The sequence below is a fragment of the Mucilaginibacter sp. PPCGB 2223 genome, assembly GCF_001705515.1.
Lineage (GTDB): Bacteria > Bacteroidota > Bacteroidia > Sphingobacteriales > Sphingobacteriaceae > Mucilaginibacter.
Map to the genome: position 1 here is coordinate 266,262 of NZ_MDJS01000005.1, position 25,946 is coordinate 292,207.

General features: G+C 43.2%; 28 protein-coding genes and 1 tRNA gene. 8 read left to right on the plus strand and 21 right to left on the minus strand.

Going from position 1 to position 25,946, the window contains the following annotated elements; genetic code table 11:
- Positions 1-26: 26 nt before the first annotated feature.
- The 3 genes from BEL04_RS22515 to nadA all read right to left on the minus strand — a co-directional run bounded on the left by BEL04_RS22515 (position 27) and on the right by nadA (position 3,026).
- Positions 27-860, minus strand: a complete 834-nt coding sequence (locus tag BEL04_RS22515) for a hypothetical protein (protein WP_066007794.1) — start codon at positions 858-860, stop codon at positions 27-29.
- A gap of 20 nt (positions 861-880) precedes the next feature.
- Positions 881-1,930 carry a thiamine-phosphate kinase gene (gene thiL, locus BEL04_RS22520; RefSeq protein WP_066007795.1) on the minus strand — a complete coding sequence of 350 codons (1,050 nt, stop codon included), beginning with the start codon at positions 1,928-1,930 and terminating at the stop codon, positions 881-883.
- 103 nt (positions 1,931-2,033) lie between these two features.
- Complete coding sequence (nadA, locus tag BEL04_RS22525; protein ID WP_066007799.1) at positions 2,034-3,026, minus strand: quinolinate synthase NadA; 993 nt, start codon at positions 3,024-3,026, stop codon at positions 2,034-2,036.
- Positions 3,027-3,435: 409 nt separating this feature from the next.
- Between nadA and nadB the strand changes: the two genes are divergently transcribed.
- Entirely contained in the window at positions 3,436-5,031 is a 1,596-nt protein-coding gene (gene nadB / locus BEL04_RS22530) for an L-aspartate oxidase (protein WP_066007801.1), read from the plus strand.
- Between the two features lie 9 nt (positions 5,032-5,040).
- On the opposite strand, the gene BEL04_RS22535 is transcribed toward nadB, so the two are convergent.
- Positions 5,041-5,113 (minus strand) — tRNA-Gly (locus BEL04_RS22535).
- A gap of 38 nt (positions 5,114-5,151) precedes the next feature.
- Between BEL04_RS22535 and BEL04_RS22540 the strand changes: the two genes are divergently transcribed.
- A complete protein-coding gene (locus BEL04_RS22540) occupies positions 5,152-5,664 on the plus strand; it encodes a gamma carbonic anhydrase family protein (RefSeq protein WP_066007805.1) in 513 nt (170 codons plus the stop codon).
- On the opposite strand, the gene BEL04_RS22545 is transcribed toward BEL04_RS22540, so the two are convergent.
- From BEL04_RS22545 to BEL04_RS22560, 4 genes are all read right to left on the minus strand, one after another.
- Positions 5,654-7,201 (minus strand): Ig-like domain-containing protein, encoded by a 1,548-nt coding sequence (locus BEL04_RS22545; protein WP_175404135.1) that lies wholly within the window; start codon positions 7,199-7,201, stop codon positions 5,654-5,656. The genes BEL04_RS22540 and BEL04_RS22545 overlap by 11 nt on opposite strands.
- 208 nt (positions 7,202-7,409) lie before the next feature.
- Positions 7,410-9,272 (minus strand): tRNA uridine-5-carboxymethylaminomethyl(34) synthesis enzyme MnmG, encoded by a 1,863-nt coding sequence (gene mnmG, locus BEL04_RS22550; RefSeq protein ID WP_066007809.1) that lies wholly within the window; start codon positions 9,270-9,272, stop codon positions 7,410-7,412.
- 36 nt (positions 9,273-9,308) lie between these two features.
- Positions 9,309-9,572 carry a hypothetical protein gene (locus tag BEL04_RS22555; RefSeq protein ID WP_066007810.1) on the minus strand — a complete coding sequence of 88 codons (264 nt, stop codon included), beginning with the start codon at positions 9,570-9,572 and terminating at the stop codon, positions 9,309-9,311.
- The gene (locus BEL04_RS22560) at positions 9,569-11,446 is read right to left on the minus strand and encodes an ABC-F family ATP-binding cassette domain-containing protein (protein WP_066007811.1); all 1,878 of its coding nucleotides are present in this window, start codon (positions 11,444-11,446) and stop codon (positions 9,569-9,571) included. The genes BEL04_RS22555 and BEL04_RS22560 overlap by 4 nt, the downstream gene beginning before the upstream one ends.
- A gap of 168 nt (positions 11,447-11,614) precedes the next feature.
- On the opposite strand from BEL04_RS22560, the gene BEL04_RS22565 reads away from it, so the two are divergent.
- The 4 genes from BEL04_RS22565 (at position 11,615) to BEL04_RS22580 (ending at position 14,772) form a co-directional block, all read left to right on the plus strand.
- Positions 11,615-12,325 (plus strand): pirin family protein, encoded by a 711-nt coding sequence (locus BEL04_RS22565; protein WP_066007814.1) that lies wholly within the window; start codon positions 11,615-11,617, stop codon positions 12,323-12,325.
- Between the two features lie 92 nt (positions 12,326-12,417).
- On the plus strand, positions 12,418-13,191 hold the full coding sequence (locus BEL04_RS22570) for an ABC transporter permease (protein WP_066007817.1): 774 nt from the start codon (positions 12,418-12,420) through the stop codon (positions 13,189-13,191).
- Position 13,192: 1 nt separating this feature from the next.
- The gene (locus BEL04_RS22575; protein WP_066007819.1) at positions 13,193-13,975 is read left to right on the plus strand and encodes an ABC transporter ATP-binding protein; all 783 of its coding nucleotides are present in this window, start codon (positions 13,193-13,195) and stop codon (positions 13,973-13,975) included.
- A gap of 5 nt (positions 13,976-13,980) precedes the next feature.
- Positions 13,981-14,772 (plus strand): MlaD family protein, encoded by a 792-nt coding sequence (locus tag BEL04_RS22580; RefSeq protein WP_066007821.1) that lies wholly within the window; start codon positions 13,981-13,983, stop codon positions 14,770-14,772.
- 53 nt (positions 14,773-14,825) lie between these two features.
- Here the strand turns inward: BEL04_RS22580 and BEL04_RS22585 are convergent, their stop codons facing one another.
- From BEL04_RS22585 to BEL04_RS22625, 9 genes are all read right to left on the minus strand, one after another.
- On the minus strand, positions 14,826-15,986 hold the full coding sequence (locus BEL04_RS22585) for a mechanosensitive ion channel family protein (RefSeq protein WP_066007823.1): 1,161 nt from the start codon (positions 15,984-15,986) through the stop codon (positions 14,826-14,828).
- A 95-nt stretch (positions 15,987-16,081) separates the two neighbouring features.
- On the minus strand, positions 16,082-16,429 hold the full coding sequence (rplS, locus tag BEL04_RS22590) for a 50S ribosomal protein L19 (protein WP_066007825.1): 348 nt from the start codon (positions 16,427-16,429) through the stop codon (positions 16,082-16,084).
- Between the two features lie 388 nt (positions 16,430-16,817).
- Complete coding sequence (locus BEL04_RS22595; protein ID WP_066007827.1) at positions 16,818-17,282, minus strand: hypothetical protein; 465 nt, start codon at positions 17,280-17,282, stop codon at positions 16,818-16,820.
- Positions 17,275-17,952: a tRNA (guanosine(37)-N1)-methyltransferase TrmD gene (gene trmD, locus BEL04_RS22600; protein WP_066007829.1), complete on the minus strand. Its 678-nt coding sequence runs from the start codon at positions 17,950-17,952 to the stop codon at positions 17,275-17,277. Before trmD ends, BEL04_RS22595 begins: the two co-directional genes overlap by 8 nt.
- Before the next feature lie 75 nt (positions 17,953-18,027).
- Entirely contained in the window at positions 18,028-18,417 is a 390-nt protein-coding gene (locus BEL04_RS22605; protein WP_066007831.1) for a VOC family protein, read from the minus strand.
- A 52-nt stretch (positions 18,418-18,469) separates the two neighbouring features.
- The gene (locus BEL04_RS22610; RefSeq protein WP_066007834.1) at positions 18,470-18,670 is read right to left on the minus strand and encodes a helix-turn-helix transcriptional regulator; all 201 of its coding nucleotides are present in this window, start codon (positions 18,668-18,670) and stop codon (positions 18,470-18,472) included.
- A gap of 2 nt (positions 18,671-18,672) precedes the next feature.
- Positions 18,673-19,104: a hypothetical protein gene (locus BEL04_RS22615; protein WP_066007835.1), complete on the minus strand. Its 432-nt coding sequence runs from the start codon at positions 19,102-19,104 to the stop codon at positions 18,673-18,675.
- A 69-nt stretch (positions 19,105-19,173) separates the two neighbouring features.
- A complete protein-coding gene (rimM, locus tag BEL04_RS22620) occupies positions 19,174-19,698 on the minus strand; it encodes a ribosome maturation factor RimM (RefSeq protein ID WP_066007837.1) in 525 nt (174 codons plus the stop codon).
- Between the two features lie 82 nt (positions 19,699-19,780).
- Positions 19,781-20,332 (minus strand): 30S ribosomal protein S16, encoded by a 552-nt coding sequence (locus BEL04_RS22625; RefSeq protein ID WP_066007839.1) that lies wholly within the window; start codon positions 20,330-20,332, stop codon positions 19,781-19,783.
- A gap of 244 nt (positions 20,333-20,576) precedes the next feature.
- Between BEL04_RS22625 and BEL04_RS22630 the strand changes: the two genes are divergently transcribed.
- Positions 20,577-21,365 (plus strand): PAS domain S-box protein, encoded by a 789-nt coding sequence (locus BEL04_RS22630; protein ID WP_066007840.1) that lies wholly within the window; start codon positions 20,577-20,579, stop codon positions 21,363-21,365.
- 148 nt (positions 21,366-21,513) lie between these two features.
- On the opposite strand, the gene pfkA is transcribed toward BEL04_RS22630, so the two are convergent.
- The 4 genes from pfkA to BEL04_RS22650 are packed head-to-tail and all read right to left on the minus strand — an operon-like array spanning position 21,514 to position 25,554.
- Complete coding sequence (gene pfkA, locus BEL04_RS22635; RefSeq protein ID WP_066007841.1) at positions 21,514-22,491, minus strand: 6-phosphofructokinase; 978 nt, start codon at positions 22,489-22,491, stop codon at positions 21,514-21,516.
- Positions 22,478-24,259, minus strand: a complete 1,782-nt coding sequence (locus tag BEL04_RS22640; protein ID WP_254659620.1) for a protein-disulfide reductase DsbD — start codon at positions 24,257-24,259, stop codon at positions 22,478-22,480. The genes pfkA and BEL04_RS22640 overlap by 14 nt, the downstream gene beginning before the upstream one ends.
- Positions 24,259-24,705, minus strand: coding sequence for a protein-disulfide reductase DsbD N-terminal domain-containing protein (locus BEL04_RS22645; RefSeq protein ID WP_066007843.1), 447 nt, complete (start codon positions 24,703-24,705; stop codon positions 24,259-24,261). The genes BEL04_RS22640 and BEL04_RS22645 overlap by 1 nt, the downstream gene beginning before the upstream one ends.
- 9 nt (positions 24,706-24,714) lie before the next feature.
- The gene (locus BEL04_RS22650) at positions 24,715-25,554 is read right to left on the minus strand and encodes a biotin--[acetyl-CoA-carboxylase] ligase (RefSeq protein ID WP_254659621.1); all 840 of its coding nucleotides are present in this window, start codon (positions 25,552-25,554) and stop codon (positions 24,715-24,717) included.
- Between BEL04_RS22650 and rsfS the strand changes: the two genes are divergently transcribed.
- Positions 25,536-25,910, plus strand: a complete 375-nt coding sequence (rsfS, locus tag BEL04_RS22655) for a ribosome silencing factor (RefSeq protein ID WP_066007846.1) — start codon at positions 25,536-25,538, stop codon at positions 25,908-25,910. The two genes, BEL04_RS22650 and rsfS, sit on opposite strands and share 19 nt — an antisense overlap.
- The last annotated feature ends 36 nt before the right edge of the window (positions 25,911-25,946 follow it).

Sequence of the window (25,946 nt, forward strand, 5' to 3'; positions counted from 1 at the left end):
AAATATCTCCGTAAACTAAATTTTTGTTATTTGGTGCTGATATCCGTTTGATAAACTGATAAAGTGCTCGATGTGCCGGTCATGGCCAGTTTGCCGGTTTGCATGGTGAATTTGAGAGTAAGGTTATTTTGGTACGAACGGAAAAAGCCATATTTCATATCGTACAAAATATGGCCTTCGCCATTACCTGTAATCTCCAGGTCGCCCTGATCGGTATGCGTTTTCAGATCGGCGGTTTGCGTCACATCAAAAAAAGCACCGTTGTTTTTGGTACTCAGCAGCTTGTAAACAAGTTTGGTATTCACAGCAATCGGCTTGCCGGCAATTGGCAAGTTTACCGGGATGTTCTGGGTAAAGGTATCACCCGGGTTTAACGGTTTATCCGGAAAGTCGATTTTTATACCGTTGACCATCGCCAGCACAATTTGCTTAACGCTATCGGGAATATGGCGGTATTTTTCACTATCCAAGCTAAAAGAGCCATTTGCAAATCCCCCGGAAAAATTTTTTGATCTCAGCGAATCAGCCATACCATCCGCTTCTTCGCCATTTAATTTTCTTGTGTTGGATGAGTTAATAAAGAGGACATTGCCCGAAAAAAAAATTTGGCTTTGGGCACCTGTAATTACAGTATATTTAATACTGTTTTTGCTTTGCAGCACAATAGGCAATTGCGATACCGGTAGTTTATCCCGTTCCGCCTTGTCTCCCGTAAAATCTATACTTGTTAACGAATTAGTAGTCTGTGTAATGGTATAAACTAAACCAGGCAGGTATTTCATTTTAAAAATCGCAGCCCGTTGTGCATAAACATTCGCGAAAGCAAAAAGGAAAAATGGAATGATCAATACTTTTTTCATCGCGATAGATTGTTACCCCTTCAAGGGGCTGGCGGGCTAAAGGCATTCCAACCCTGGGCCTTCAGCTGGTGTACATTACCGCTTTTACTGATCAGGTTACAACCGGCCGATGCCTCGGTAATATGGCCAATAATACTGATATCCACATCGTGCGCTATTTTTTCGTAATCGGCCTGTTTGATGGTAAACAACAATTCGTAATCCTCGCCGCCGCTTAATGCACATACGGTAGGATCGAGACCAAACTCACGGGCTGTTTCATACGTCATCGGGTCGATCGGTATTTTTTCTTCGTATATATTACAGCCTTTGTTACTTTGTTTGCAGATATGTAAAACTTCGGATGCTAAACCGTCCGATACATCGATCATTGCCGTTGGTATTACTTCAATTTTTTTCAGCAGATCGATGATATCTCTGCGGGCTTCCGGTTTTAACTGGCGCTCAACAATATAGTCTTTACCCTCCAGATCGGGCTGAATGTTTGGATTTTCTAAAAAAACCAGCTTTTCACGCTCTAATAATTGTAAACCTATGTAAGCACCGCCCAAATCGCCCGATACACAGATCAGATCGCCTTCATTCGCAGTATTGCGGTAAGCAATTTCTTTTTCATCGGCATAACCGATGCTGGTTACGCTGATCACCAAACCTTGTTTTGATGAGGTTGTATCGCCACCCACCAGGTCCACGCCGTATTTATCACAGGCCAGCAGCATACCCGAGTACAGTTCTTCTACCGCTTCGAGCGGAAAACGACTTGAAAAGCCAAGCGAAACTGTCACCTGCGTAGGATTGGCATTCATCGCATAAATATCACTCAGGTTAACCTGGATAGCTTTATAGCCCAAATGCTTTAAAGGTGTATAAGCGAGGTCGAAATGTATGCCTTCCAATAACATATCGGTGGATACCAATACCTGTTTATCTTTAAAATTTAAAACAGCCGCATCATCGCCAACACCTTTAACCGTAGTTTGCTGATTCAGCTTGATGTTTTTAGTGAGATGATCAATTAAACCAAACTCACCTAATTGTGCTATCTCTGTTTTTTCTTTATTATCGAACATATCCTATTTTTTGGATTACACTGATTTTGTTGTGATTACACCGATGATTTTATCAATATAATCTATTACCTAATCTGTGAAATCATTTTTTAAATCTGTGAAATCACAATCCCAGCGAAGCCGAAATAGATAGCATTCTTTCTATCGGTTTAACTGCCTTTTCAATAATATCGGCCGGCACAAATATCTCAGGCTGCTCATTTTTTATACACAGGTACAATTTCTCCAAGGTATTCCGCTTCATATGCGGACAATCATTGCAGGCGCAATTGTTATTTGGCGGGGCCGGTATAAATGTTTTACCCGGGTTTTCCTTTTCCATCTGGTGCAGAATGCCCGACTCTGTCGCTACGATAAATTCCTGCGCATCGCTTTTGCCGGCATATTTTAGCAAACCTGTGGTCGAGCCAATATAATCTGCCATTTGCAGAATGATATCCTCACATTCAGGGTGTGCCAGCAATTTCGCATTCGGGTGCCTTTCCTTTAGCTTGGTGATCTTTTCTCTCGAAAATATCTCATGCACCATACAGGCACCATTCCACAAAACCATATCCCGACCGGTTTTCTTCATCACGTATTTACCCAGGTTTTTATCCGGTCCGAAGATGATCTTCTGATCTTTCGGCAAACTTTCCACAATCTGCACCGCGTTGCTCGAGGTACAAACAATATCACTTAAGGCTTTCAATTCGGCAGTACAATTTACATAAGTGATTACCAGGTGGTCGGGATGCTGCTCTTTAAATTTTTTAAACAAATGCGGCGGGCAGCTGTCGGCTAAACTGCAGCCTGCCTTGGCATCGGGTAAAAGCACCTTTTTTGTTGGCGATAGTATTTTGGCTGTTTCGGCCATAAAATGCACTCCGGCAAATACAATGATATCGGCATCTGTTTTTGCAGCCTGTTGCGACAGGCCCAAACTATCTCCAATATAATCGGCAATATCCTGTATATCGGGTTCCTGGTAATAATGGGCCAGTATAACTGCATTCTTCTGCTTTTTTAACTTTTCTATTTCTTCGAACAGATCAAGTGTCGGATCAATTTTTTCTTCCACAAATCCTTTAACGCTTATTTCTTCAAAAGTATCCATTATCAACGGTACAATAAATTACAATATTTTTTAAATAAAAGAAAGCTATTACTTGTTAGGGTGTTAGTTGTGTGTAAAAGTAGGGACACAAAAACTTGAAAAAGTTGTTTGTAATAATTTATTAACATTTAATTCATATTCTGATAACCTTATCTTACTGATTTACTGAATACTTTAGTTATCCTATAAAACTTTTAAAACTTTTTGTGTGAATTAATTCTTCAGTAGAAAAATGTTTGTATCCATAAAAAGGGAACTGACAAATGGCTGAGAAGTTTCTCATTTTTTGTCAGCAAAAGGTAGTTATTAACCTTTTTAAATTTTATCACTTTTTTACAGACGCAAAATTAACATCTTTATAGGGTCTTATTAACACATCTACTTTTTTTATACATTTTACTGATAATACATGAACAGAAATGTTGATTTCCTGGTGATAGGTTCGGGAATAGCCGGTTTAAGCTTTGCGCTCAAGGCAGCAAAACATGGTAAAGTACTGATAGTTACGAAATCAAATGAAGATGAATCGAACACAAAATATGCACAGGGGGGTGTTGCGGTGGTTGTGGATAAAAAGGAAGATTCGTTTGAAAAACATATTGAAGATACTTTAATCGCCGGAGATGGTTTGTGCGATGAACATGTAGTGGAGATTGTGGTTAAGGAAGGACCTGAACGTATTCAGGAGATTATAGACTACGGTACTAACTTTGATAAAACTAATCAGGGCCTTTTCGATCTGGCAAAGGAGGGTGGTCATTCCGAATTTCGAGTATTGCATTACAAGGATATTACGGGCTTTGAGATTGAACGTGCGTTGCTGGAACAGATCCACCAAAACCCGAATATTGAAATACTGACGCATTATTTTGCTGTAGACCTGATCACACAGCATCATTTGGGCGATTTTGTAGATAAATCATCAACCGACATCACCTGTTATGGTATTTATGCATTTAATACAGAAACAAACACAGTCGAGAAAATTTTATCAAAAGTTACCGTAATGGCATCCGGAGGCGCAGGCCATATCTATAGCATAACTACCAACCCGACCATTGCAACTGGTGATGGGGTAGCGATGGTTTACCGTGCGAAGGGTAAGGTGAGAAACATGGAATTTATCCAATTTCATCCAACGGCTTTATATAATCCGGGCGATTATCCGTCATTTTTAATTTCCGAAGCTGTTCGTGGTTTTGGCGGTGTTTTGAAAAGGAGAAATGGCGAAGAATTTATGCAGGAATATGACGAGCGCAAGTCATTAGCTCCTCGGGATATTGTAGCACGTGCTATCGACTCCGAAATGAAGAAATCGGGTGAAGATTTTGTTTACCTGGATATCAGGCACCGGAGCAAGGCAGATATATTGGCCCATTTCCCGAATATCTATGCTAAATGTTTGGATATAGGTATCGATATGACCAGGGATATGATCCCGGTATCGCCGGCCTGTCATTATATGTGCGGCGGCATTATGGTAGATGATGTGGGCCGGTCGTCTATCTTGCGGTTATATGCCTGTGGCGAATGTTCATCTACTGGGTTACATGGGGCTAATAGATTGGCTTCCAACTCACTATTGGAAGCTTTAGTGTTTGCACATCGTATTTATGAGGATGCGGTTAAGCAATACGAATTTAATGTAATACCTGGCAACATACCCGATTGGGACGAAAAAGGTGTGAAGCTTTCAAATGAAGATATTTTGGTTACCCACAATATCCGCGAAATGCAAAAGGTAATGAACGATTATGTAGGTATTGTTCGTTCTGACTTTCGCCTCGAACGTGCCATGCGCCGTTTGGGTTTGTTATACGAAGAGACCGAAGATTTTTATAAAAAGACAAAGCTCTCAGTTAAACTTTGCGAATTGCGTAACCTGATCCAGGTATCGTATATTGTTGTCAAATCGGCTATGATGCGGAAGGAGAGCAGGGGGCTGCATTATACTACCGATTACCCGGAGCATTCGGTGCAATTGGAGGATACCGTGTTGAGATAGGTAAATTTGAGCGGGAAACGGGGCTCGAACCCGCGGCCTTCAGTTTGGGAAACTGATGCTCTACCAGCTGAGCTATTCCCGCTTATTGATGATACTAAAGTATAAAATAATTAGAAAACAATGCCATTAATTCTGCCTGTAAAAGATAAAAATCCTGCCTGGGGAAAAGATTGCTTTATTGCCGAAAACGCTACTGTTGTTGGTGATGTTGTGATGGGCGATAATTGTTCTGTTTGGTTTAATGCTGTTATCCGCGGCGACGTAAACTATATTAAAATAGGTAATAACACCAATATCCAGGATGGTGCAGTGATACATGCCACTTATCTTCGTGCAGCTACCGATATCGGTAATAATGTTTCAATAGGGCATAATGCCCTGGTCCATGGGTGTACTTTACGAGATCATGTATTGATTGGTATGGGCGCAATAGTAATGGACCATGCAGAGGTCCAGGAATTTGTCATCATCGGCGCAGGATCTGTAGTACTGGAAAATACGGTATGCGAATCAGGTTATCTATATGCAGGCACACCTGCCAAAAGGATAAAACCGCTTACCGATGAACAGAAAGAAATGCTTAAAAAGCTTCCGAATAACTATATTATGTATTCAGGCTGGTTTAAGGATTAGGTACCTCAGGCGGAACCACGATATCTTCGTCAATTTCGAAATTTGTTCTTAACGGAATTGTCTTGGTAAATATCCAGATATTTTCGGGTTGAATTTTTTGTTTGATATCGCCGGTATCCCATTTACCATTTTTGTTGGCATCATAAATCACCCTGACGCGGTATTTTCCAACCGGGTACCGCGAAAACACGATCGGGCCGTTTTTATTAACTACGGTGCTTTTAATTTCGATGTTGTTATCATTTAGCAATTGTACCACGTAGTTTTTATTTCCGCTGCTGTCAGGCAACGTAACATGCAAAGTAAGCTGGCTGTAATTCTCTTGTTTATCCACCGAAAATTGTTTCTTGATCAGTGCGCTGCGGTCGCTGTAGATGTCGGTAAAGGTACCGATGTTAAATGCCAGCGAGTAATTTTTTCCCTGTCGTAAACGGGTTTTTAATGTAAATTTTTTCAGGCTCTGCGGGTCGCGTATGATATTAAAGTCAGTTACTTCATTGCTATCTTCCTGCATAATGATACGTGTGGGATCTATGGTCGCAATAGGATAGTTTGATGTTATGACAAGGTCGGTACCGGGCTTTAGCTTATCAAAAGTAGTATTGTATTGTAAGGCAATAATACGTTTATAAGTATCCCTTTTGCTGCGTTTAAGCGTTACGGTATCCAAAGGTTTATCTTTATCTAAAAACGAAACTTTTACCGAATCGAAAGTCATATCCTTTAGATAGATCATGGCAGTATCGGCAGTTGGGCTGAAGTCGACAATTTTTGCAGAATCGAGTTTTTTATCCCATATATGCACGCCAGGGTTAAGCAGGGGTTTATTAAATATAAAATAGAGCTTGCCATCATTATCTATTTTACGTTCGATCAGCCTTAACTTTGGCGGTATTTGCTTAAACAGGATAAGTTGCAAGTTGGCGGTGTCCCTGGTCAGATGAATTACATCCTTCTTAAAAGCCACCAGTTCTTCATCATTGTCATATATTTTGTTGGGCGATTTTTCCATCAAAGCATAAACCTTATAGTCGCCGGCTTTCAGGTTTGCCAGGCTGAAATTTCCGGCACTATCCGTTGTAGTATAGATTGCCGGTTTATGTTTTCCCCAGGTAGTATCCCGGTTTAAGGGAAAAAGCATTACTGTTACATCTTTTTCTTTCTTCTGGGTTTGAACGTTGGTTACCGACCCGGTGATTTTCAAAGAGTCAATAGTAGCGCCGGTCGAAAGTACATATGTAAAATTTTTCAGTACATTCCCTTCATTGACATCGGCAATGGCTTTACCGAAGTTGAATACGTAAGTTGTATTTTTCTGCAGGGTGTCCTTGAGTTTAATGATCAAACTTTTATTCTTGATACTGTATTCGGGTTGTTTGTTCACGTCCGGACTGATCGTGATTTCCTGGTAAACATTGTTCAGTTTAAAATATTCGTCAAAATCAAGCTGGATAATTTTCGCAGTAAAATTTCGGGTGGAGTTGAGCGGGGTGGCCTTTAATAATTTTGGCGGAGTACGGTCTCGTGGTCCGCCCATGGGCCGTTGAATGTTGGCGCAACCAAACAGGATCAAAATAGCTATAAAACCAAGTGTAAATTGTAGGAAAAACGGTCGTTTTTGATTTGAGGTCATTTTTAGCCTTTATAAACTACTTTTTATATTTCTTGAAGATTAATATTAAAAATCTGAAATCTCGTCTTAAATCGAATAATTTATAATTACCTGTATATCAGTAATTTATGTACTATTTTGAGACGTGGATCATCAAAACTGAAATATCTGATGGCGATACGCCAGAAATGCGTGATGCCTGGCCCAAAGTTCGCGGTTTGATGCGCATCAGTTTTTCGCGGGCTTCTTTTGAAAGTGAGACAAGCTGATGATAGTTAAACTCCGGGTTGATCTCACGGTCTTCCATCTTTTTCATTTTATCTACGATCTCTAATTCCTTTTCAAAGTAAGCTTCGTATTTAATTTTGATCTCGGCCTGCTCGATAGTTTCCTGATCATAGTTCGCCAACAATTCGTTAAGTGCGGGTTCAGCTTTACGCAGATCGGCTAAACCCACTTGCGGCCTGCTGATTAAGTTAAATAATTTAACGTTTTGCGTTACCGGGGAAGTTTCAAGCTCTTCGAGTAAGCCGTTCACCTCACTCATGCCAATGCTTTTTTCTCGGGTGAACTTAACGATGTCATCACTATCTTTTACCTTCTTCTCAACTTTGGCCAAACGTTCATTACTGATCAAACCTAATTCATGGCCGATAGGGCTTAAGCGGATATCGGCATTATCCTGGCGTAACAAAAGGCGGTGCTCAGCTCTTGAAGTGAACATGCGGTAAGGTTCTTCGGTACCTTTGGTTACCAGGTCATCTATCAGAACACCGATGTATGACTCTGATCTTTTCATGATCAGTTCGTGTTTATCATTGATTTTTTGATGGGCATTGATGCCAGCTATTAAACCCTGTGATGCAGCTTCTTCATAACCGGTAGTGCCATTGATCTGGCCTGCGAAGAAGAGATTCGATATCAACTTTGTTTCTAAAGTTAAACCCAATTGTATAGGAGGGAAATAATCGTACTCGATAGCATAACCGGGGCGAAACATCCTGGCATTCTCAAAACCGGGTATTTGTATCAGAGCTTTGTATTGTACATCTTCAGGTAACGAAGTCGAAAAGCCGTTTACATATATCTCACAAGTGTCCCAACCTTCAGGTTCAACAAATATCTGGTGGCGGTCGCGCTCGGCAAAGCGGTTTATTTTATCTTCGATAGACGGGCAATACCTGGGGCCAAGACCTTTAATCCGGCCTGTAAACATAGGTGAGCGCTCAAATCCTTCTTTTAAAGTTTCGTGTACATTACTGTTGGTATAGGTAATCCAACAGCAGCGCTGTTCTTGTTTCTGTTGAACATCGGTAAATGAGAAACGCCCGCGCTCTCCATCTCCCCATTGTTCTTCCATTAAGCTATAGTTTAGCGAGCGCCCGTCAACGCGGGGAGGGGTGCCTGTTTTCATACGGCCAGATTCAAAGCCTAAACTTACCAATTGCTCGGTTATACCGGTTGCAGCACGCTCGGCAGTACGCCCGCCGCCCATCCGTTTTTCGCCAATATGTATTACACCATTAAGGAAAGTACCATTAGTTAGTACCACCGCATCGGCTTCAATTTCGATACCTAAAGATGTTTTAACGCCGCAAACAGTATTGTTTTTAACGAGCAGCGAACTTACCATATCCTGCCAAAAATCAACGTTTGGCGTTCTTTCAAGAGCTAAACGCCATTCTTCAGCAAAACGTTTACGATCGTTTTGGGTGCGAGGGCTCCACATTGCAGGGCCTTTTGAGCGGTTCAGCATCCTGAACTGGATACTTGTTTTATCTGATATAATACCCGAATAACCACCCAGCGCATCTATTTCGCGTACAATTTGCCCTTTGGCTACGCCACCCATAGCAGGGTTACAACTCATCTGCGCAATGGTCTCCATATTCATAGTGATCAATAACACACTCGAGCCCAGGTTAGCTGCTGCCGCTGCTGCCTCACATCCGGCATGGCCGGCACCTACCACAATTACATTATACTTCTTAAACATTTTTATCCGGTATGTTCCACGTGGAACATTGCAAAATTACTTATTATACTTTTTCGTCGATGTTCCACGTGGAACATTCTTAAATAATGACACTATGGCAACCGTTGCCCAAATAGCTTCGAGTATCACAAAAGGATAAAACCTGATGAGATATGATGACAGGCAACACAACCCCGCACCAGCTATGTTTGATATGATATAGTAGTAGCTGGTAGCCGATACCTTTTTATTCAGATTCAAAAAGAACGCCACCAGCAGAATGATCACACCGGTTGTTGCAATAATATCTGGTATACTCATGCCTCGCTCATCTCTGTCAGTTCCAGCCAGCGCATGGTTTTATCTTCCAGTTCTTCATTTAAGTCGGATACTTTATCGGCCAGGTATGCCAGCTCTTCATGATTGGTTATACCCGAGTTTAGCTGCTCAGTAAACGTTTTTATTTCGTTTTCGATATGCGCAATACGTTTTTCTAATTCTTCCAGCTCTTTCTGATCCTTAAAATTCAGCTTGCTCTTTTTGGGTGCTGGAGCTACAGGCACAGGCTTTTTAGCATCTTCTGCAGCCTTTTTCTTAGCTAAAACTTTGGCTTCTTCCAGTTCAAAACGGTACGACGAATAGTTACCGTTATAAATCCTGATGTTTCCATCGCCTTCCAAAATAAACAGCTGGTCGGTCAACTTATCCAATAAATATCTGTCGTGCGTAACCAAAACCAGTACACCTGTATAGTTGGTCAGAAAGTCTTCCAGCACATTTAGCGTATCAATATCGAGGTCGTTGGTGGGCTCATCCAGTATCAAAAAGTTCGGGTTCTGCATCAGGATATGCATCAACTGCAAACGCTTCCTTTCGCCACCACTTAATTTTGATATAAAGCCGTGCTGTTTGGCAGGAGGGAACAAGAACTGGGTAAGCAATTGCGATGCCGTGATGGTTTTACCATCGGCCATTAAAATATATTCAGCTACGTTCTTAACTACATCTATCACGCGGTCGGTTTCCTTAAACACGATACCGCCCTGATGGAAATAACCCATTACCGTAGTTTCGCCTTTAACTATGGTGCCGCTATCCGCCTTCAACGATCCGGTTATCATGTTCAGGTAGGTGGATTTGCCGGTACCGTTTCTGCCGGCTAACCCAATACGGTCGCCCTTTTTAAAAGTATAGCTAAAGTTGTTGATGAGCGTTTTACCATTAAAGCCTTTGGTTAAATGTTCTATCTCCAATATCTTGTTGCCCTGGCGTGCCGACTTCATGCTCAGCTCAACCTTTTGCAACGGCCCGGCATTTTTAGTCTTTTCCTCCAACTCATAAAAAGCATTGATACGCGCCTGCGATTTGGTGCCGCGCGCCTGCGGCTGCCTGCGCATCCACTCCAGTTCTTTCTTTAATAAGTTGGAATTTTTTTGGAACTGCGTGGCATCGGTAGCTTCACGCTCGGCTTTCTTTTCGAGATAATACCCGTACTTACCATTGAAGTTAAATATCCTGCCACGCTCTATCTCGATGATCTCGTTGCACACGTTATCCAAAAAATAACGGTCGTGCGTAACCAGCAGGATGGTTTTGTTGCCTTCGGTCAGCAAGCTTTCCAGCCACTCTATTGTATCGATATCCAGGTGGTTGGTAGGCTCATCTAAAACATAGATTTCCGGATCGGCGATAAGCAGTTGTGCCAGAGCCAGTCGTTTCTTCTGACCTCCGGATAAGGTATCAATCCTTTGTTCGAGGTGATGGATATCCAGCCGGCCTAAGATGGTTTTGATATTATGCTCATATTCCCAGGCATCGTTATTGCTGATCTCTTCAGTTACCTTTTCAATTTCGGCGTAGTTATCCGGGTCGTCTTCCAGTAATTCTTCATACCGGCGTATCAGCTGTTGCTGCACATTATCCGACTGGAAGATGAAATCGCTGATGGTCGCATCTTTTGGAAACTGAGGGTCCTGCTCCAGGTATCCCAGCTTTAACTCCTTACTCCGGACAACCTTGCCCTCAACAGGTAAAAACTTACCGGCCAGTAGTTTTAACAGCGTAGATTTACCTGCACCGTTAGCGCCAACCAAAGCAACACGCCTGCCGCGGTTAATACCAAAGGTTAACTGACGAAACAACCAGGTATCATTAAAAGAATGGCCGAGGTTTTCTGCTGATATATAAGTACTCACAGTATTTGCTTAATTTTAGTACACAACTGACAAATAGTCTGATTTCGACATCTTAAGAACGTCTGCTACAGCTAATAATTGCCAAATAATACTGCAAAAGTACGCATTTTAAAATTATGGTATCAAAATTGTATGTTACAACATATAATTAAGAAGGGATAAAAACAAATGAAAAAAGTATTGCACCCTGCCAATGAGCGCGGGTATAACGACATCGGATGGTTAAAGGCCAATTTCTCATTCAGTTTTGCCGGATATTATGATCCTGCAAAAGTGCATTTTGGTGCATTGCGCGTACTGAACGATGATTATATAGCGCCTGCCATGGGCTTCGGTATGCACCCGCACGATAACATGGAGATCATCACCGTAGTATCAAAAGGTGCGTTGGAGCATAAAGACAGCATGGGTAACGTGGGTATCATTAAAGCCGGCGAGGTACAGATCATGTCGGCCGGTACAGGTATCATGCATTCGGAATACAATCCGTCAAAAACCGAAGAAACCAATTCGTTCCAGATATGGATATTCCCGAAAGAAAATAATATCAAACCACGGTACGACCAGAAAAGCTTTACCGGTGCGATGGTTCAAAATGAGTTGACCACCCTGATCGACGGTGAGAAATCTGAAAACACCTTGTGGATAAACCAGGATTCGCGCCTGAGCATGGGTAATTTTGATGCCGGTAAACAAATAGACTATAAAATGCAGTACCCAAACAGCGGAGCTTATGTTTTTGTGATAGACGGCTCGGTTGAGGTTGAAGGAACTACTTTAAATAAACGCGATGCGACAGGTATTTCGGATACAGAAACCTTCAGCATTCATACAACAACAGCAGCAACTATCTTAATCATTGAAGTACCGATGTTTTAAGGATTAAAAATTTTACTATTAGTTTAATTTAAGGGAGATTGAAAACAATCTCCCTTTTGTTTGTTATAACGTATTAATAATTAGCTATTCATATGTCAGAGCAAACAATACCCGCATATAAGCGCTGGTTTGAAGAAACCGGCGAGCAGGTGAGTTTTTTTACCGCCTTTTTCCGCAATGTATTCCGTGGCGGTTTCGAATGGTCGGAATTTGTGCGCCAATGTTACGAAATAGGATATAAGTCCATCACACTGGTGGGTGTTACATCCTTTATTATGGGTGTAGTGCTTACCCTTCAATCGAGGCCTACATTGGTTAAGTTCGGCGCGAGCAGCATGTTACCGCTGATGGTTTGTGTGTCCATCGTGCGCGAGATTGGCCCGGTTATCACGGCTATCATTTGTGCCGGCAAATTGTCATCGGGTATAGGTGCCGAGCTGGGCAGCATGAAGGTTACCGAACAGATTGATGCCATGGATGTATCCGGCGCTAACCCGATGCAGTACCTGGTAGTTACCCGTATACTGGCCACTACGTTCATGATTCCTTTATTAACCATGATGGGGGATGTGATAGCCTTGTTTGGCGGCTTTTTAGCAGTTAACCTGGCCGACAGCACCAGTTGGACCTTATACTTCAATAAATGTATCAACTCCATCACTTTTGTGGATCTGCTGCCGGCTTTTATTAAAACCATATTTTTTGGTTTTGCCGTTGGCTTTGTAGGCTGTTATAAAGGTTATAACTCCAACAGCGGTACCGAAAGCGTCGGCAAGGCCGCCAACTCGGCTGTGGTAAATGCCTCCCTTTGGATATTTTTTTTAGATGTGCTTGCAGTACAGATAACCCAATTATTGTTTTATTAAGATGAGCACGGCCGAAAAAAATCCGAAAAAGGATGCAGGAAAATCACAGCCTAATGCCGAAACAGTTGTCGAGATGCATAACGTGCGCAAAAGCTTTGGCGACAAAGAGGTGCTCAAAGATATCAGCTTAAGTTTAAAACGCGGCGAGAACCTGGTGATCCTCGGACGCTCTGGTCAAGGTAAATCGGTCACTATCAAGTGTATAGTTGGGATGTTGACGCAGGACGAAGGTACAGTGACCGTTTTAGGGGAAGAGGTGGCTGAACTGGACGATAAAGAGCTAAAAGAACTGCGTATTAAAGTAGGTTTCCTGTTTCAGAGCGGCGCTTTGTACGACTCGATGACCGTACGCGAAAACCTTGAGTTCCCGCTAACACGCGTATTAAAAATGAACGATCAGGAAGAAATAGACCGCCGGGTTGAAGAGGTACTCGATTCTGTTGGCCTGGCAGATGCTATCGACAAAATGCCCTCCGAACTGTCTGGAGGGATGCGCAAGCGTGTGGGTTTGGCGCGCACGCTGATCGTGCATCCCGAAATTATGTTGTACGATGAGCCCACCACCGGGCTCGACCCGATCACCTCGCGCGAGATAAGCGACCTGATACTGCAGATGCAGAAAAAATATAAAACCTCATCTATCATCATTACACACGATATGGAATGCGCCGAAATTATCGCCGATCGTTTGATTGTTTTGAATAATGGGCTGTTTGTTGCCGAAGGAACCTATCAGGAACTCGAAAAATCAGATAAAGAATTTGTAAGATCTTTTTTTAAATAATCAATATGAAAACCACTACCGGACAAAAAATAAAAATAGGCATATTCACCACCGTAGGGCTGGTTATCCTGTTTGTCGCGATTTTCCTTATCGGGAGCCAGAAAAACCTGTTCAGCTCAACATATACCGTTTACGGGATTTTTAAAAACGTCGGCGGTTTACAGGTGGGCAACAATGTACGCCTGGCAGGTATTAACGTGGGGATTGTGGATGGGATCAATATCCTGACGGATACCTCGGTACGCGTCGACCTGACGCTGAACAGCAGTGTTAAAAAGTTTGTTAAAAGCGATGCCAAGCTATCTATAAGCACCGATGGTTTTATAGGTGATAAGCTGGTGGTGATCAGTCCGGGTGGCGCTAACACCACTGCGATTGCTGAAAGCGGCCAAATGCTGGCTACGGTGCCGCCACTTGATGTAGATAAGATCATTGCGAAAGCGACGACCATTATCAGTAATGCCTCAGACCTTACCGGCGATCTGTCGGAAATCGTAGCCAAGATCAATCATGGCCAGGGCAGCATCGGCCGCTTGCTGAATAATGACAAGATGGCCAAGGATATGGAAAAAACGGTGAAGGAAGCAAAAAACACCATGAGCTCGGTAAAAACCACTACCGGTACGCTTAACGAGGATTTAAAGGCTGCTCAGCATAACTTTTTATTAAAAGGATTTTTTAAGAAAAAGGAAAAAGCAGCCCAGGCAAAAAAAGATTCGATAAATAAAGCTCACGGCATTGTGGATACCACAAAGAAAAAACGCAAAGGATTTTTAGGCCTTGGCGGTAAAGGATAATAGTTTAATTGATTATTAGTTGGGCATCCGCGTATGTTATCCGGGGGCCTTTTTTATGTTTTCGGATTTCCGCCAACCTGCGTAGGTTCATCGTACTGGTGGATAACCGTTTGCGTCGGGAAAGCAAAATCACCGTGGTTTTGCTGTACGATATCGATGATCTTAAAGTTGATCTCTTCTTTGATCTTTAAATAGGGGTTATAATCCATCATCTCGATATAATACAATACCTGCAAGTCTAACGATGATGCGCCAAAAGCTTCAAAGGTTACAATGGCATCGTTATTGGTTTTTTCGTGCCCGTTGATATAGTCGGTTATCTGCTGCGCAATCACTTTAATACTTTCAACAGGGGTACTATAGGTCAGGCCAACATCAAAGCGTATGCGGCGATAGTTACGCACCGTCATATTTTCGAGCGGCGTATCGATCATTTTTTTGTTGGGCATCGTCACCAGGCTTTTTTCGGCAGTGCGGATGCGGGTGCTGCGGAAGCCAACTTTTTCAACAGTACCCTCAATACCGTTAATTTTAACAAAATCGCCCACCACAAAAGGTTTATCCACAAAAATAGTGAACGAGCCCAGCAGATTTTCGAGACTCTCCTTAGCCGCCAGGGCTATGGCAATACCACCAATGCCCAGGCCCGTTATCAGCGTCAGCACATTAATCTCGAACACGTAACCGAGTATCACAAAAAAAGCTATTGTAATAGTAGTGATCTTAACCAGCTCTTTAACGAACGGTACCAGCTGATCATCCTCTTTTGATTCGGTTAACGATGCCCGGTATGCAAAAACATGGGCGACAAAGTCGATAATACGCAGAATGATCCAGAACACCGAGATCAGCATCAGGAAAACAAACAGCTTATCAACCACTTCGATGAGCGTAATGCTGGTTATCTTTTGTACTTTGTCAACCAGGGTCTTCCGCTCAAAAATCACCTCGTTAAGTGGATAGTTTAATTGGTTAATAGCCAGGTAGATCAGGTCGAGACTGATAAAAAAGTGGATGGGTTTGATGAGCAACTCGACAAACACTGCGGCATTGACCTCTTTACCAAACCGCCCGAACAGCATGAGCAGGAACTGGCTGATCCACCGGGAAAAAATTTTCTTAAAGCACAGCCACAACAAAAGTATCGCAGCAAAAAGTATATAGCTTTTTACCGAATTACCGAGGAACACTGTGTTAAAAAATGGCGGGTTCATTAATAATATACTCTAAGGTAATAAAAGCTCTCTTTACCCAAACAAAAAAACCTCCCTGCAAAACAGGAAGGCTCTTTTTATATCTGAAAAGGTAATTAAACCCTTTTTGATTTGATACGGGCTGCTTTACCGGTAAGGGCACGCAGGTAGAACAGTTTAGCACGACGTACTTTACCGTTGCTGTTTACTTCGATTTTATCGATGTTTGGCGAGTTGATAGGGAATATACGCTCAACGCCGATACCGTTTGATACTTTGCGTACGGTGAAAGTTTCGGTAGCGCCTGCACTGTTGCGTTGGATAACTACGCCCTGGTAAACCTGGATACGCTCCTTGTTACCTTCCCTGATTTTATAGTGTACACTGATGGTATCGCCTGATTTAAATGCAGGATATGCCTTTTTTTCTATTGATTGCTCTTCAACAAATTTTACTAAATCCATGATTTTTAGCTCTTAAAGTCGATTTTTAACCCGTAAAAATCGGACTGCAATAATAGAGAATTTTTTTTGTTTAAAAAAGAGTTATTTAAAATTTTCCACAAATGTCGTGATATTCACAAAAATCAAGGTGTAGTATTTATTTAGACAGGGTTGAATATTGATTTTTTCGGGTAGAACAGAAGGTAGAGACTGGGGGTGATTTAAACAATTAAGAAGTGTGATAAGAATAATTTATAAATTGGTAAAGACTAGGAAGTATTCGTCAAAAGTTAGGCGGTTTTAAATTTATATTTGGGCACTCCCTGCGGGCCGGGCTGTACGCTCATACTACACAGGCATTAGCCACAAGCCTGTATCCCTGCCTGCCGGCAGGCAGGCGCTCCCATCCCTAATGCAGGTTTTCGTTCGTTAACATCTGTAGGGTGCTTTTATCCTTTGCCCTGTCAAATAAAGTATAAATCGCAATTTGGCTTTCTTTTGCAGGAACGATAAATGGTTTCTGGTTTAAAAAAACAACTTCGGTTGCCGGGATATTTTCCCGCAGCAAAAGCCAGCCATCAAAACTATTCACTTTTAGGCCGCCCATCACCTCGATATTAAAACCATCAAAAACATATTGGCTGAATCGCGACCGGAATTTTTCGCTCGGTCGTACCTGGGTTTCAACCCGATATACGGCAAGCGCAGCTTCTATCTCTTTAGTGGTTTCAATATCCGCTAAAATATCGATATCGTTTGGTTGGACAGAAAAGCCTGCCATATAAAGGCTCGAAGTACCAATAATCATCCACTCGCCTTTAACGGGGCGCAAAGCATCGTGCAAGCGGGAAAGGATATTGTCAATCTTAGTCATTCAACAGATCGGGCCGGCGTTGTTTGGTGCGCTCGAGCGCTTGTTCGAAGCGCCATTTTTCAATTTCGGGGGTATTGCCGCTTAATAAAATGTCGGGTACTTTGTGCCCGTTCCAGTCGGCCGGGCGGGTGTACACCGGTGCATCGAGCAGGTCATCCTGGAAAGAATCAGACAAAGCCGAAGTTTCATCCGATAAAACACCGGGGATTAGCCTGACCACCGCATCCACCAAAACTGCGGCAGGCAATTCGCCGCCCGAGAGCACGTAGTCGCCAATCGAAATTTCGCGGGTAACGAAGATATCGCGTACGCGCTGATCAATGCCTTTATAATGCCCGCACAGGATGATGATGTTTTTTTTGATGGAAAGCTGGTTGGCTATCTTTTGGTTCAATGTTTCACCATCCGGCGACATGAAGATCACTTCGTCGTATTCGCGCGTTTTCTTCAGGGTATCAATGCAACGGGCAAAGGGTTCGATGGTCATCACCATGCCGCTGCCGCCGCCGTAAGGATAATCGTCGACACTTTTTTGCTTTTGGGTACTGTAATCGCGCAGGTTATGTACCACAATTTCGGCGGCACCTTTTTTTTGAGCGCGCTGCAAAATGGAGTGGGCAAAAGGGCTTTCGAGCAGGCCTGGTAAAACAGTAACGATATCAAAACGCATTTGGCAAAGATACTGCTTAGTATTGAGTATTGCGATATGCGTATTGCGACATACTCATTTGTTCCACGTAGAACACTAAATCACTTTCTGTATCGTCCAGATATGGCCGAACGGGTCTTTCAGATCGCCCTGGCGGTAACCGTACTCGTAATCGGTAACCGGATTCATGATGGTTGCACCGGCAGCAACGGCCCGGTCAAAAACGGCGTGCACATTTTCGGTAAATAAACCTATAGTTACAGTGGTATCGTTCAATTTATGCGGGCACGAACCTGATCCGGGCATCTGCTCGTGCAGGTGAAATATGGCGCCGTCAATATCCAGTTCCGCCACGTGGATGGAGCCGTCATCGTTGGTAAAACAAAAATGCTCGCTGGCATTAAATGCTCTTTTATAAAAGCTGATATCGGTAATGCCGTTCTCAATTTTAAGCAACGGCGCGAAAACGGTTTGTGTTTTAGACATGAGTATTGAGATGTGAGATTTGAGACAAGTTTTTCACGTATATCAAATTTAGTTAATCGCCATCTTCCAGCAAAAAGATCTGCTCGACGGGTTTTTCAAATACCCGGGCAATTTTTAGCGCCAGTACGGTAGAGGGCACGTACTTGTTACTCTCGATGGTATTGATCGTCTGGCGCGATACGCCGATGAGTTCGGCCAGTTCGCCCTGGGTGATGTTTTTTATGGCGCGCTCAACGCGGAGGGTATTTTTCATGGTTATTGCTCCGGTTTTAGCGAACGGTTAAGCCTGAATATTTTATAGCGGAAAATGATGATGAACAACACCAGGGGCACCCACAGGTTAAGACGCAGCATATCTTTATAATCGGCCTTGTTAGTCGTAAAGACCAGGCAGATCACCAGGATGGCATAATTGGCAAAGATGGCCCAGCGCAGTGATGACAAGCGCAGCTGGTAGATCTGCTCATCCTCGATACGTTCTCGCGCGAAAGCGATCAAAAATAAACCCGAAACCATTAATACGATGGTGAGTATAAAAAACAGGTGGCCGGAGCTAAACATGCCGGTATCTGAGGGAGCGGAGTGGATATGATACATATCCCAGATATGCATTACCGGCAAATGCACAAAGAACAGGCACAGGCCGAGCCAGCGCATCCAAGTAGGGAAAAGGAAATGGGGTTTCATGATCTGTCAATTTAAGTTTACCAAATGTAAAACAAAATTGACAAAAGTCAAGTATTCTTGACAAAAAAATTAATCGAGATAAATATCCAGCAACCCTTCGGGCAGATCAACATATAAAACCTCGTTATTCACGTCGATGCCGGTAATGATCTCTTCGATCAGCGGGATCAGTACTTCGCAATCTTTGTAGATTACGGTAGCCATCAACTGTTGCGGAAATTCCTGGATGTCGGTGATCTCGCCCAGTTCACCTTCGTCTTCATCTACTACAGTGAAGCCTTCCAGGTCGCGCAGGGTAAAATCGTCTTCGTTTTTTTCGGGTTTAAATTTGTTGGAGAGATAGATATCCTTTTTTACCAGCGGCGTTGCCTTATCGATATGATCGATATCCTCGAGATAAATAAAGGCGGTATTTTTTTGCGGCATTTTGAACGACTGGATAAAATACGGTACCAGCTTGCTTCCGTTTTGTAAAAAAAGGTTATCAAACTTCAGGTTTTCGGCGCCGGCAAAATCGATGTATGCCTGCAGCTCTCCTTTTAAACCCCGTGTTTTGATGATGGAACCGATGCGGAAACAGTCTTCAACTTTCATTTACAAATGCCTTTAAAAAAGTATAGCGAAGCGCTCCGGTTTCGGAAGATGCTTCGCTATAGCTTTGTGGTAATAATTTAACTTATTCGGCTGCGCCTTCTTCGGTTGCTTCAGGAGCTGCTTCTTCGGTAGCCGGAGCTTCTTCTTCAGCAGGTGCTTCCACTTCTTCAACCGGCGGAGCGTTTTTAGCAGCGATAGCTGCAGCTTTGTCTTCTTTCTTTTTAGCTTCGGCAGCTAAGGCAGCTTTTTTAGCTTCTTCTTTAGCCGAAGATAAATTTGATTTTTTGCCGGTAATTTTGCCGTCTTTTTGCTCAAGCCATGCGGTAAATTTAGCATCGGCTTGTTCCTGGGTAAGGGCGCCTTTGGTTACGCCGCCTTGCAGGTGTTTTTTGTACAGCACGCCTTTGTACGACAAGATAGCGCGTACCGTATCGGTTGGCTGTGCACCGGTGTTCACCCAGTTCAGGGTTTTGTCGAAATTGATGTCGATAGTTGCCGGGTTTGTGTTTGGATTGTACGAACCTAAACGCTCGATGAAACGACCGTCGCGGGGCGCACGTGAATCCGCTACCACGATGTAATAAAAAGGTTTGCCTTTTTTACCGTGTCTTTGCAGTCTGATCTTAGTTGCCATTTTTTGCTTTTTATGTATTCAACATATTTCCCGGAGCCTATTCTGCGGGGCTGCAAAGGTAAACAAACTTTTTTAATTAATATACTGATTTTGTGAATTATAGTAAAACGATGCCCGATAGCACAAAACCCAGGCGGCATCGTTCCAAAAACTGGAAGAAATATTTTAACATCCAAAACAAAAAATGTACTTTTACGATATCGCCCGCCCCGGGGTGATCTATCTTTGATTAAACTATAAAACAATGCTTGAGCACCTACTCTTAGCGATATCTGATCACGCCTGGGCGTATAATCAAACCGAGCATCAATACATTTATATCGACCCTAACATCGATAAGGTATTAGGCGTTACGCCCGATGACCTGAAAACGGATAAAAAAGCATGGTACAAAAACATTCATCCGGCCGACCGCAAGCAAATGGTGAGCACCAGCCTTGGCCTTAAACTGGATGAGCAGGTCGAATTGTATTACCGTGTTAAACTGGGCGACACCACCAAATGGCTGTACGAAAAAAAACTGCGCTTTGCCGATAAAGAAACAGGCAATAATATTGTTTTAGGTGTGATTAAGGATGTGAGCGATAAGCACAGCACCAATTTTCATATCAAAAACGCTTTGGGCGATTTCAGTATCCTGTTCGATAAAAACATCAGCCCGATGTGGATATACGAACTGCCCTCGTTACGGATATTAAAAGTGAATGCCGCTGCGGTTGAGCATTACGGCTATACTGAAGAGCAGTTTTTATCGCTCACCATCCGCGATATCCGGCCCAAGATCGACCTGGCTAAATTTAACGAATATATTTTTCGCAAAGGCAGCACGCGTAAAGCTTTGCCGGCCTCAAACAGGGGCGGTATATGGAAGCATTTGAACAGCCGGGGCGAACTGATCTATGCCGAAATAACAGGCTACGAGATCAAATATAACAATACCACCTGCCGTATAGTGGTTGCCACCGATGTTACCGAACGGGTACTGTTTGAGCAGGAGCGGGATGGGGTTAAGCAAATGGATGCAAGTGAGTAAACGTCGGTAGTTACATAGTATGTCATTGCGAGGCACGAAGCAATCTCTTGCTATGCAGATCGGACTTGGTTATGTGCAATTGCTTCGTACCTCGCAATGACATGATGAACCTCAAATAAATTCGAAATTGAACATTCGAATTCCGAAATCATAACGAAAGTATCTCTACGATTTTCAGGAAATTAGGATTGATATCCACATGATGTTTGATAGCACTTTCGAACGGGGTGTACGATATCTCGTTGTGAACAACGCCCACCATCTCATTACGATGGCCGGCCAGTAAGGCTTCAACAGCTGCAACACCTACCCGGCTCGCCAACACGCGGTCCATACAGCTTGGCCTGCCACCACGCTGAATATGGCCCAGGATGGATATGCGGGTATCGTAATTCGGGTATTTTTCTTTTACCTGCCGGCCTATCTCGAAAGCGCCGCCGGCTTCTTCGGCCTCGGCAACCATCACAATTTTTGATGATTTGTCTTTGCGCCCGCGGTCCAAACGATCGAACAGAGCCATAATATCGGTTTTGGTTTCGGGGATGATGATCGCCTCGGCGCCGGCTGCAATACCTGTGCGCAATGCGATCAGGCCCGAATCGCGGCCCATGACTTCGACAATAAACAGCCTGTCGTGCGATTCGGCCGTGTCGCGAATTTTGTCGACGGCATCGATAACCGTGTTAATGGCCGTATCGTAACCGATGGTAAAATCGGTTCCCTGCAGGTCGTTATCGATAGTGCAGGGCAGGCCAACCATGGGTATGTCATACTCCTTACCGAAAACTTTAGCGCCGGTAAATGTGCCATCGCCGCCGATAGCGATCAAGGCATCAATTTTATGCTCAACTAAATGATCGTATGCTTTTTTACGGCCTTCGGGTGTTTTAAAGGCATCACTGCGGGCGGTTTTTAAAATAGTACCGCCCCGTTGGATAATGTTACCCACCGATTTACGGTCCATCGGTATCATTTCGCCGTTGATCATGCCTTCGTAACCGCGGCGGATGCCGGTAACCTGCAAATCGTAATATAATGCTGTACGTACCACTGCCCTAATGGCAGCGTTCATGCCCGGCGCATCTCCGCCGGAGGTAAAAACACCTATATTTTTAATTTGAGCCATTGTTCTTTTTGTATTCCGCTAATCCGGCCTGCAAAAATTTAATGTAATTATCCGGGTTATAATCCGCGCCTTGCCGCGGTATAATTAAAGCTCCGTTTTTGTCTTTAAACTCATTTCCGTTGCTATCTAATATGATGTAGTCGGGCTGTGAGTTCGAATTAAATCTTGCTGCCTGGATATCGCTCCATTTTGCGCCCAAAAGTGTGATTTTTTTCCCACTAAACGAAGAAATGTATTGCTGATCTTTTTCCAATTCCACTTTTTTATCATCAACATAAGCTTCAACAAGCACATATTCGTTCTTTAAAAGCTTGTGGACTTCGGCGTTGCTCCATACGTTGTTCTCCATTTTGCGGCAATTAACGCAGTTCCAGCCGGTAAAATCGAGCAATATAGGTTTGCGGGTGATCTTTGATACGGCCAGGGCCTGGTCGTAATCGTACCAGCCATCCAGGTCCATTACTTTGGCGCGTGTAAAACCCTCTTCATATTTTTTTGGGCCAATGCTGCTGATATCGGCAGTTGGCCTGGTATTGCCTCCGCTAAGCTGCAGGTTATACAGGTTAAAATCCTGTGTGGCGGGCGGAGGTAAAAATGCGCTGATGGATTTTAACGGCGCGCCCCACAGCCCCGGGATCATATAAACCACGAACGATAATACGATGATGGAGATGAATATGCGCGGAATGGATATGAACGGCACATCGCTATCGTGCGGGAACTTGAGCTTGCCTAATAAATAAAGCACCATTAATATGCCTATAGCTATCCAAAGCGACAGGAAGATCTCACGATCGAACCAGTTCCAGTGGTAGGCGAGATCGACATTGGATAAAAATTTTAATGCGAAGGCCAGTTCGATAAACCCTAAAAACACTTTGATGCTGTTTAACCAACCGCCTGATTTTGGCAATGATTTAAGTGCTGACGGGAACAAGGCAAATATGACGAACGGGATAGCCAAAGCGATTGAAAAGCCAAGCATACCGATGGCCGGGCCCGAACGCTCGCCCTTTGAGGCTGCCTCAACCAGCAAACTGCCGATGATTGGGCCGGTGCAGCTAAACGATACCACAACCAGGGTTGCAGCCATAAAGAAAATGCCGGTTAAACCGCCTTTGTCCGAATTGGCGTCGAGCTTATTGGCCAGCGAACTGGGCAGCGTGATTTCGAAAGCTCCCAAAAAGGAGATACCGAAAACAACCAACAGTAAAAAGAAGAACATATTGAAAATACCGTTGGTGGCCAGATCATTCAGGGCGCTGGCTCCGAAAAGGATGGAGATGAGCATCCCCAGGCCCACATAAATAGCAATAATGGATAACCCGTAAAGCAGCGATTGCGAAATGCCTTTGGCCCGGCTGCCCGCTTTCTTGGTAAAAAAGCTGACGGTAAGCGGCAATAATGGATAAATGCAGGGCATTGTTACTGCCAGTAAACCGCCTAAAAAGCCTTCGATAAATATTTGCCACAAAGTTTTGGGTATTTCTGCCTTAACAATGGTAACACCTGGTACGCTTTTGCCATTGGCAACGGCCTGGGTGATGGCCTGCGCGTGTTTGGCAGCCGAATCAGTGGCCAGCTTTGCCCTGCGCAGGGCTAAACTGTCGGCAGCGGTTGGTATGCTGGTAAACTGCACATCTTCGGTAGATACCGTGTCGGGTTTTTTGCTTTGTGCGATGCTTCTATCCGCCGAAAGGCAAAAAAAGGCGAGTAACAATAAAACGAGGCTTAATTGCTTTTTCATCATAGCTTGGGCTGTGGGCATTATTTAATAGCTACGGTAAAGTCGATATCCTCGGGGGGCAAACATTTCTGATCGTTACAGGTCATGAACTCTATTTTACCTTTAACGGTTGTCTGTTTAGCTTTTAATTTAACTTTTTGCTGAAAAACGACCGAGTTTTCAAAATAGCTTACATTCATGCCGAATGATTTTTCAAATTTGGTGACCGGCGTTGGCTCGGTTGTTTTGCCAACGGCGGCATAATCTTTCGAAGGGCTGATGGTAATGCTGGTTTTTATGGGGCCGCCGTCTTTTTGGTTAACCGAGTAAACATGCCAGCCTTCATCAATCGTGGCTTTAATCAGAATTACTGCTTCGGTTGCGCTCACTTTTTTAACACCTTCGGCCCATTTTACATGGCTTTCGATCTGTGCATAAGTGCTCGTGCTGAATAAAATGGCTGCACAGGCAGCAAATAGGTACTTCATGTTCTTTGTTTATGATTTATTTAAAAATTCAATTTCTTTAAAGCTGTATAGTCGCAATTCGCCGTCGATGCTTACAGCCAATTGTCCGGTCTGTGTCACATCTTTTATTATACCGTTAAAAACATGTTCGCCTGTTTTAAACGGCCGCAATTCATCCAGCCAATATAAATTCTGCATAAAAAACGCTTTTAATCGGGCAATATTACCGGCTTTAAGAATGAGATATGCAGCTTCAATACAAGCGCAAATGTCTGATAATAAAAGTTTCAGTTCATAATCTTTCTGTAAGATTTGCTTTACAGAGATCGGATTGGGTACCCAACCGGCAAATTCGGTTTGGTTAACGTTTAAACCGATGCCGACTATCGAGTTTTTAATGGATTGGCCCTGGATGATATTCTCAATTAAAACCCCGCCTAACTTTTTATCGTTAAAATAAACATCATTTGGCCATTTTATTTTCACGCCTGTACCTAAAACCTTTGTTAATGCGTTTATTATTCCAACACTAATAGCTAAATTTAAATTAAATTGTTGATTAACCGGTAAAAACGTGGGTTTAAGCAGTATACTGAAGGTAAGGTTTTTGCCAGGCTCGCTATGCCATTTGTTTTGCTGCTGGCCACGGCCGGCAAATTGGCTTTCTGCCATAATGACCGTTCCGTCGGTTAATGGCGTGGAATTTGCCAATGCTTGTTTAAGGAAATTGTTAGTTGAATCAACTTCGGTTAATGTCACCAAATTTTGTCCAACAAATAATCCTGAAAATGTGTTATTTTGCAATGTCGAATTATAATATTTGTCAGCTCGTCCAAAACTAAATCTTTTTGATGGTAAAAAATAAATCAATTAACGAATCGTCTCAAATTTCGGAAATGGCCGTTTACGGCATCCAGGAAAAAAAAGGAAATGATATTATCAGGCTCGATCTCAGAAATATCCACAGCTCAGTAGCCGATTATTTTGTAATATGTCATGCCGATTCGGCCACACAGGTTAGGGCAATTGCCAATAGTGTTGAAGAAGAGATTTATAAGGCCCTCGGTACGGAGCCCATACGTAAAGAAGGTTTGGAGAACTGCGAATGGATATTGCTGGACTACTTTGACGTGGTGGTGCACATTTTCAGGACAGATAAACGCGAATATTATGGCGTTGAAGATTTGTGGGGCGATGCGGAAATTAAATTTTACAAAAGCGCTTAACCGCTCATTTTCCCCTACCTGAAAATTCACAAAGAA

Excerpts from the sequence above, each read along its gene's own strand:
- BEL04_RS22515 (WP_066007794.1), bottom strand. The coding sequence starts at position 860 with ATGAAAAAAGTATTGATCATTCCATTTTTCCTTTTTGCTTTCGCGAAT.
- thiL (WP_066007795.1), bottom strand. The coding sequence starts at position 1,930 with ATGTTCGATAATAAAGAAAAAACAGAGATAGCACAATTAGGTGAGTTT.
- nadA (WP_066007799.1), bottom strand. The coding sequence starts at position 3,026 with ATGGATACTTTTGAAGAAATAAGCGTTAAAGGATTTGTGGAAGAAAAA.
- nadB (WP_066007801.1), top strand. The coding sequence starts at position 3,436 with ATGAACAGAAATGTTGATTTCCTGGTGATAGGTTCGGGAATAGCCGGT.
- BEL04_RS22540 (WP_066007805.1), top strand. The coding sequence starts at position 5,152 with ATGCCATTAATTCTGCCTGTAAAAGATAAAAATCCTGCCTGGGGAAAA.
- BEL04_RS22545 (WP_175404135.1), bottom strand. The coding sequence starts at position 7,201 with ATGGGCGGACCACGAGACCGTACTCCGCCAAAATTATTAAAGGCCACC.
- mnmG (WP_066007809.1), bottom strand. The coding sequence starts at position 9,272 with ATGTTTAAGAAGTATAATGTAATTGTGGTAGGTGCCGGCCATGCCGGA.
- BEL04_RS22555 (WP_066007810.1), bottom strand. The coding sequence starts at position 9,572 with ATGAGTATACCAGATATTATTGCAACAACCGGTGTGATCATTCTGCTG.
- BEL04_RS22565 (WP_066007814.1), top strand. The coding sequence starts at position 11,615 with ATGAAAAAAGTATTGCACCCTGCCAATGAGCGCGGGTATAACGACATC.
- BEL04_RS22570 (WP_066007817.1), top strand. The coding sequence starts at position 12,418 with ATGTCAGAGCAAACAATACCCGCATATAAGCGCTGGTTTGAAGAAACC.
- BEL04_RS22575 (WP_066007819.1), top strand. The coding sequence starts at position 13,193 with ATGAGCACGGCCGAAAAAAATCCGAAAAAGGATGCAGGAAAATCACAG.
- BEL04_RS22580 (WP_066007821.1), top strand. The coding sequence starts at position 13,981 with ATGAAAACCACTACCGGACAAAAAATAAAAATAGGCATATTCACCACC.
- BEL04_RS22585 (WP_066007823.1), bottom strand. The coding sequence starts at position 15,986 with ATGAACCCGCCATTTTTTAACACAGTGTTCCTCGGTAATTCGGTAAAA.
- rplS (WP_066007825.1), bottom strand. The coding sequence starts at position 16,429 with ATGGATTTAGTAAAATTTGTTGAAGAGCAATCAATAGAAAAAAAGGCA.
- BEL04_RS22595 (WP_066007827.1), bottom strand. The coding sequence starts at position 17,282 with ATGACTAAGATTGACAATATCCTTTCCCGCTTGCACGATGCTTTGCGC.
- trmD (WP_066007829.1), bottom strand. The coding sequence starts at position 17,952 with ATGCGTTTTGATATCGTTACTGTTTTACCAGGCCTGCTCGAAAGCCCT.
- BEL04_RS22605 (WP_066007831.1), bottom strand. The coding sequence starts at position 18,417 with ATGTCTAAAACACAAACCGTTTTCGCGCCGTTGCTTAAAATTGAGAAC.
- BEL04_RS22610 (WP_066007834.1), bottom strand. The coding sequence starts at position 18,670 with ATGAAAAATACCCTCCGCGTTGAGCGCGCCATAAAAAACATCACCCAG.
- BEL04_RS22615 (WP_066007835.1), bottom strand. The coding sequence starts at position 19,104 with ATGAAACCCCATTTCCTTTTCCCTACTTGGATGCGCTGGCTCGGCCTG.
- rimM (WP_066007837.1), bottom strand. The coding sequence starts at position 19,698 with ATGAAAGTTGAAGACTGTTTCCGCATCGGTTCCATCATCAAAACACGG.
- BEL04_RS22625 (WP_066007839.1), bottom strand. The coding sequence starts at position 20,332 with ATGGCAACTAAGATCAGACTGCAAAGACACGGTAAAAAAGGCAAACCT.
- BEL04_RS22630 (WP_066007840.1), top strand. The coding sequence starts at position 20,577 with ATGCTTGAGCACCTACTCTTAGCGATATCTGATCACGCCTGGGCGTAT.
- pfkA (WP_066007841.1), bottom strand. The coding sequence starts at position 22,491 with ATGGCTCAAATTAAAAATATAGGTGTTTTTACCTCCGGCGGAGATGCG.
- BEL04_RS22640 (WP_254659620.1), bottom strand. The coding sequence starts at position 24,259 with ATGCCCACAGCCCAAGCTATGATGAAAAAGCAATTAAGCCTCGTTTTA.
- BEL04_RS22645 (WP_066007843.1), bottom strand. The coding sequence starts at position 24,705 with ATGAAGTACCTATTTGCTGCCTGTGCAGCCATTTTATTCAGCACGAGC.
- rsfS (WP_066007846.1), top strand. The coding sequence starts at position 25,536 with ATGGTAAAAAATAAATCAATTAACGAATCGTCTCAAATTTCGGAAATG.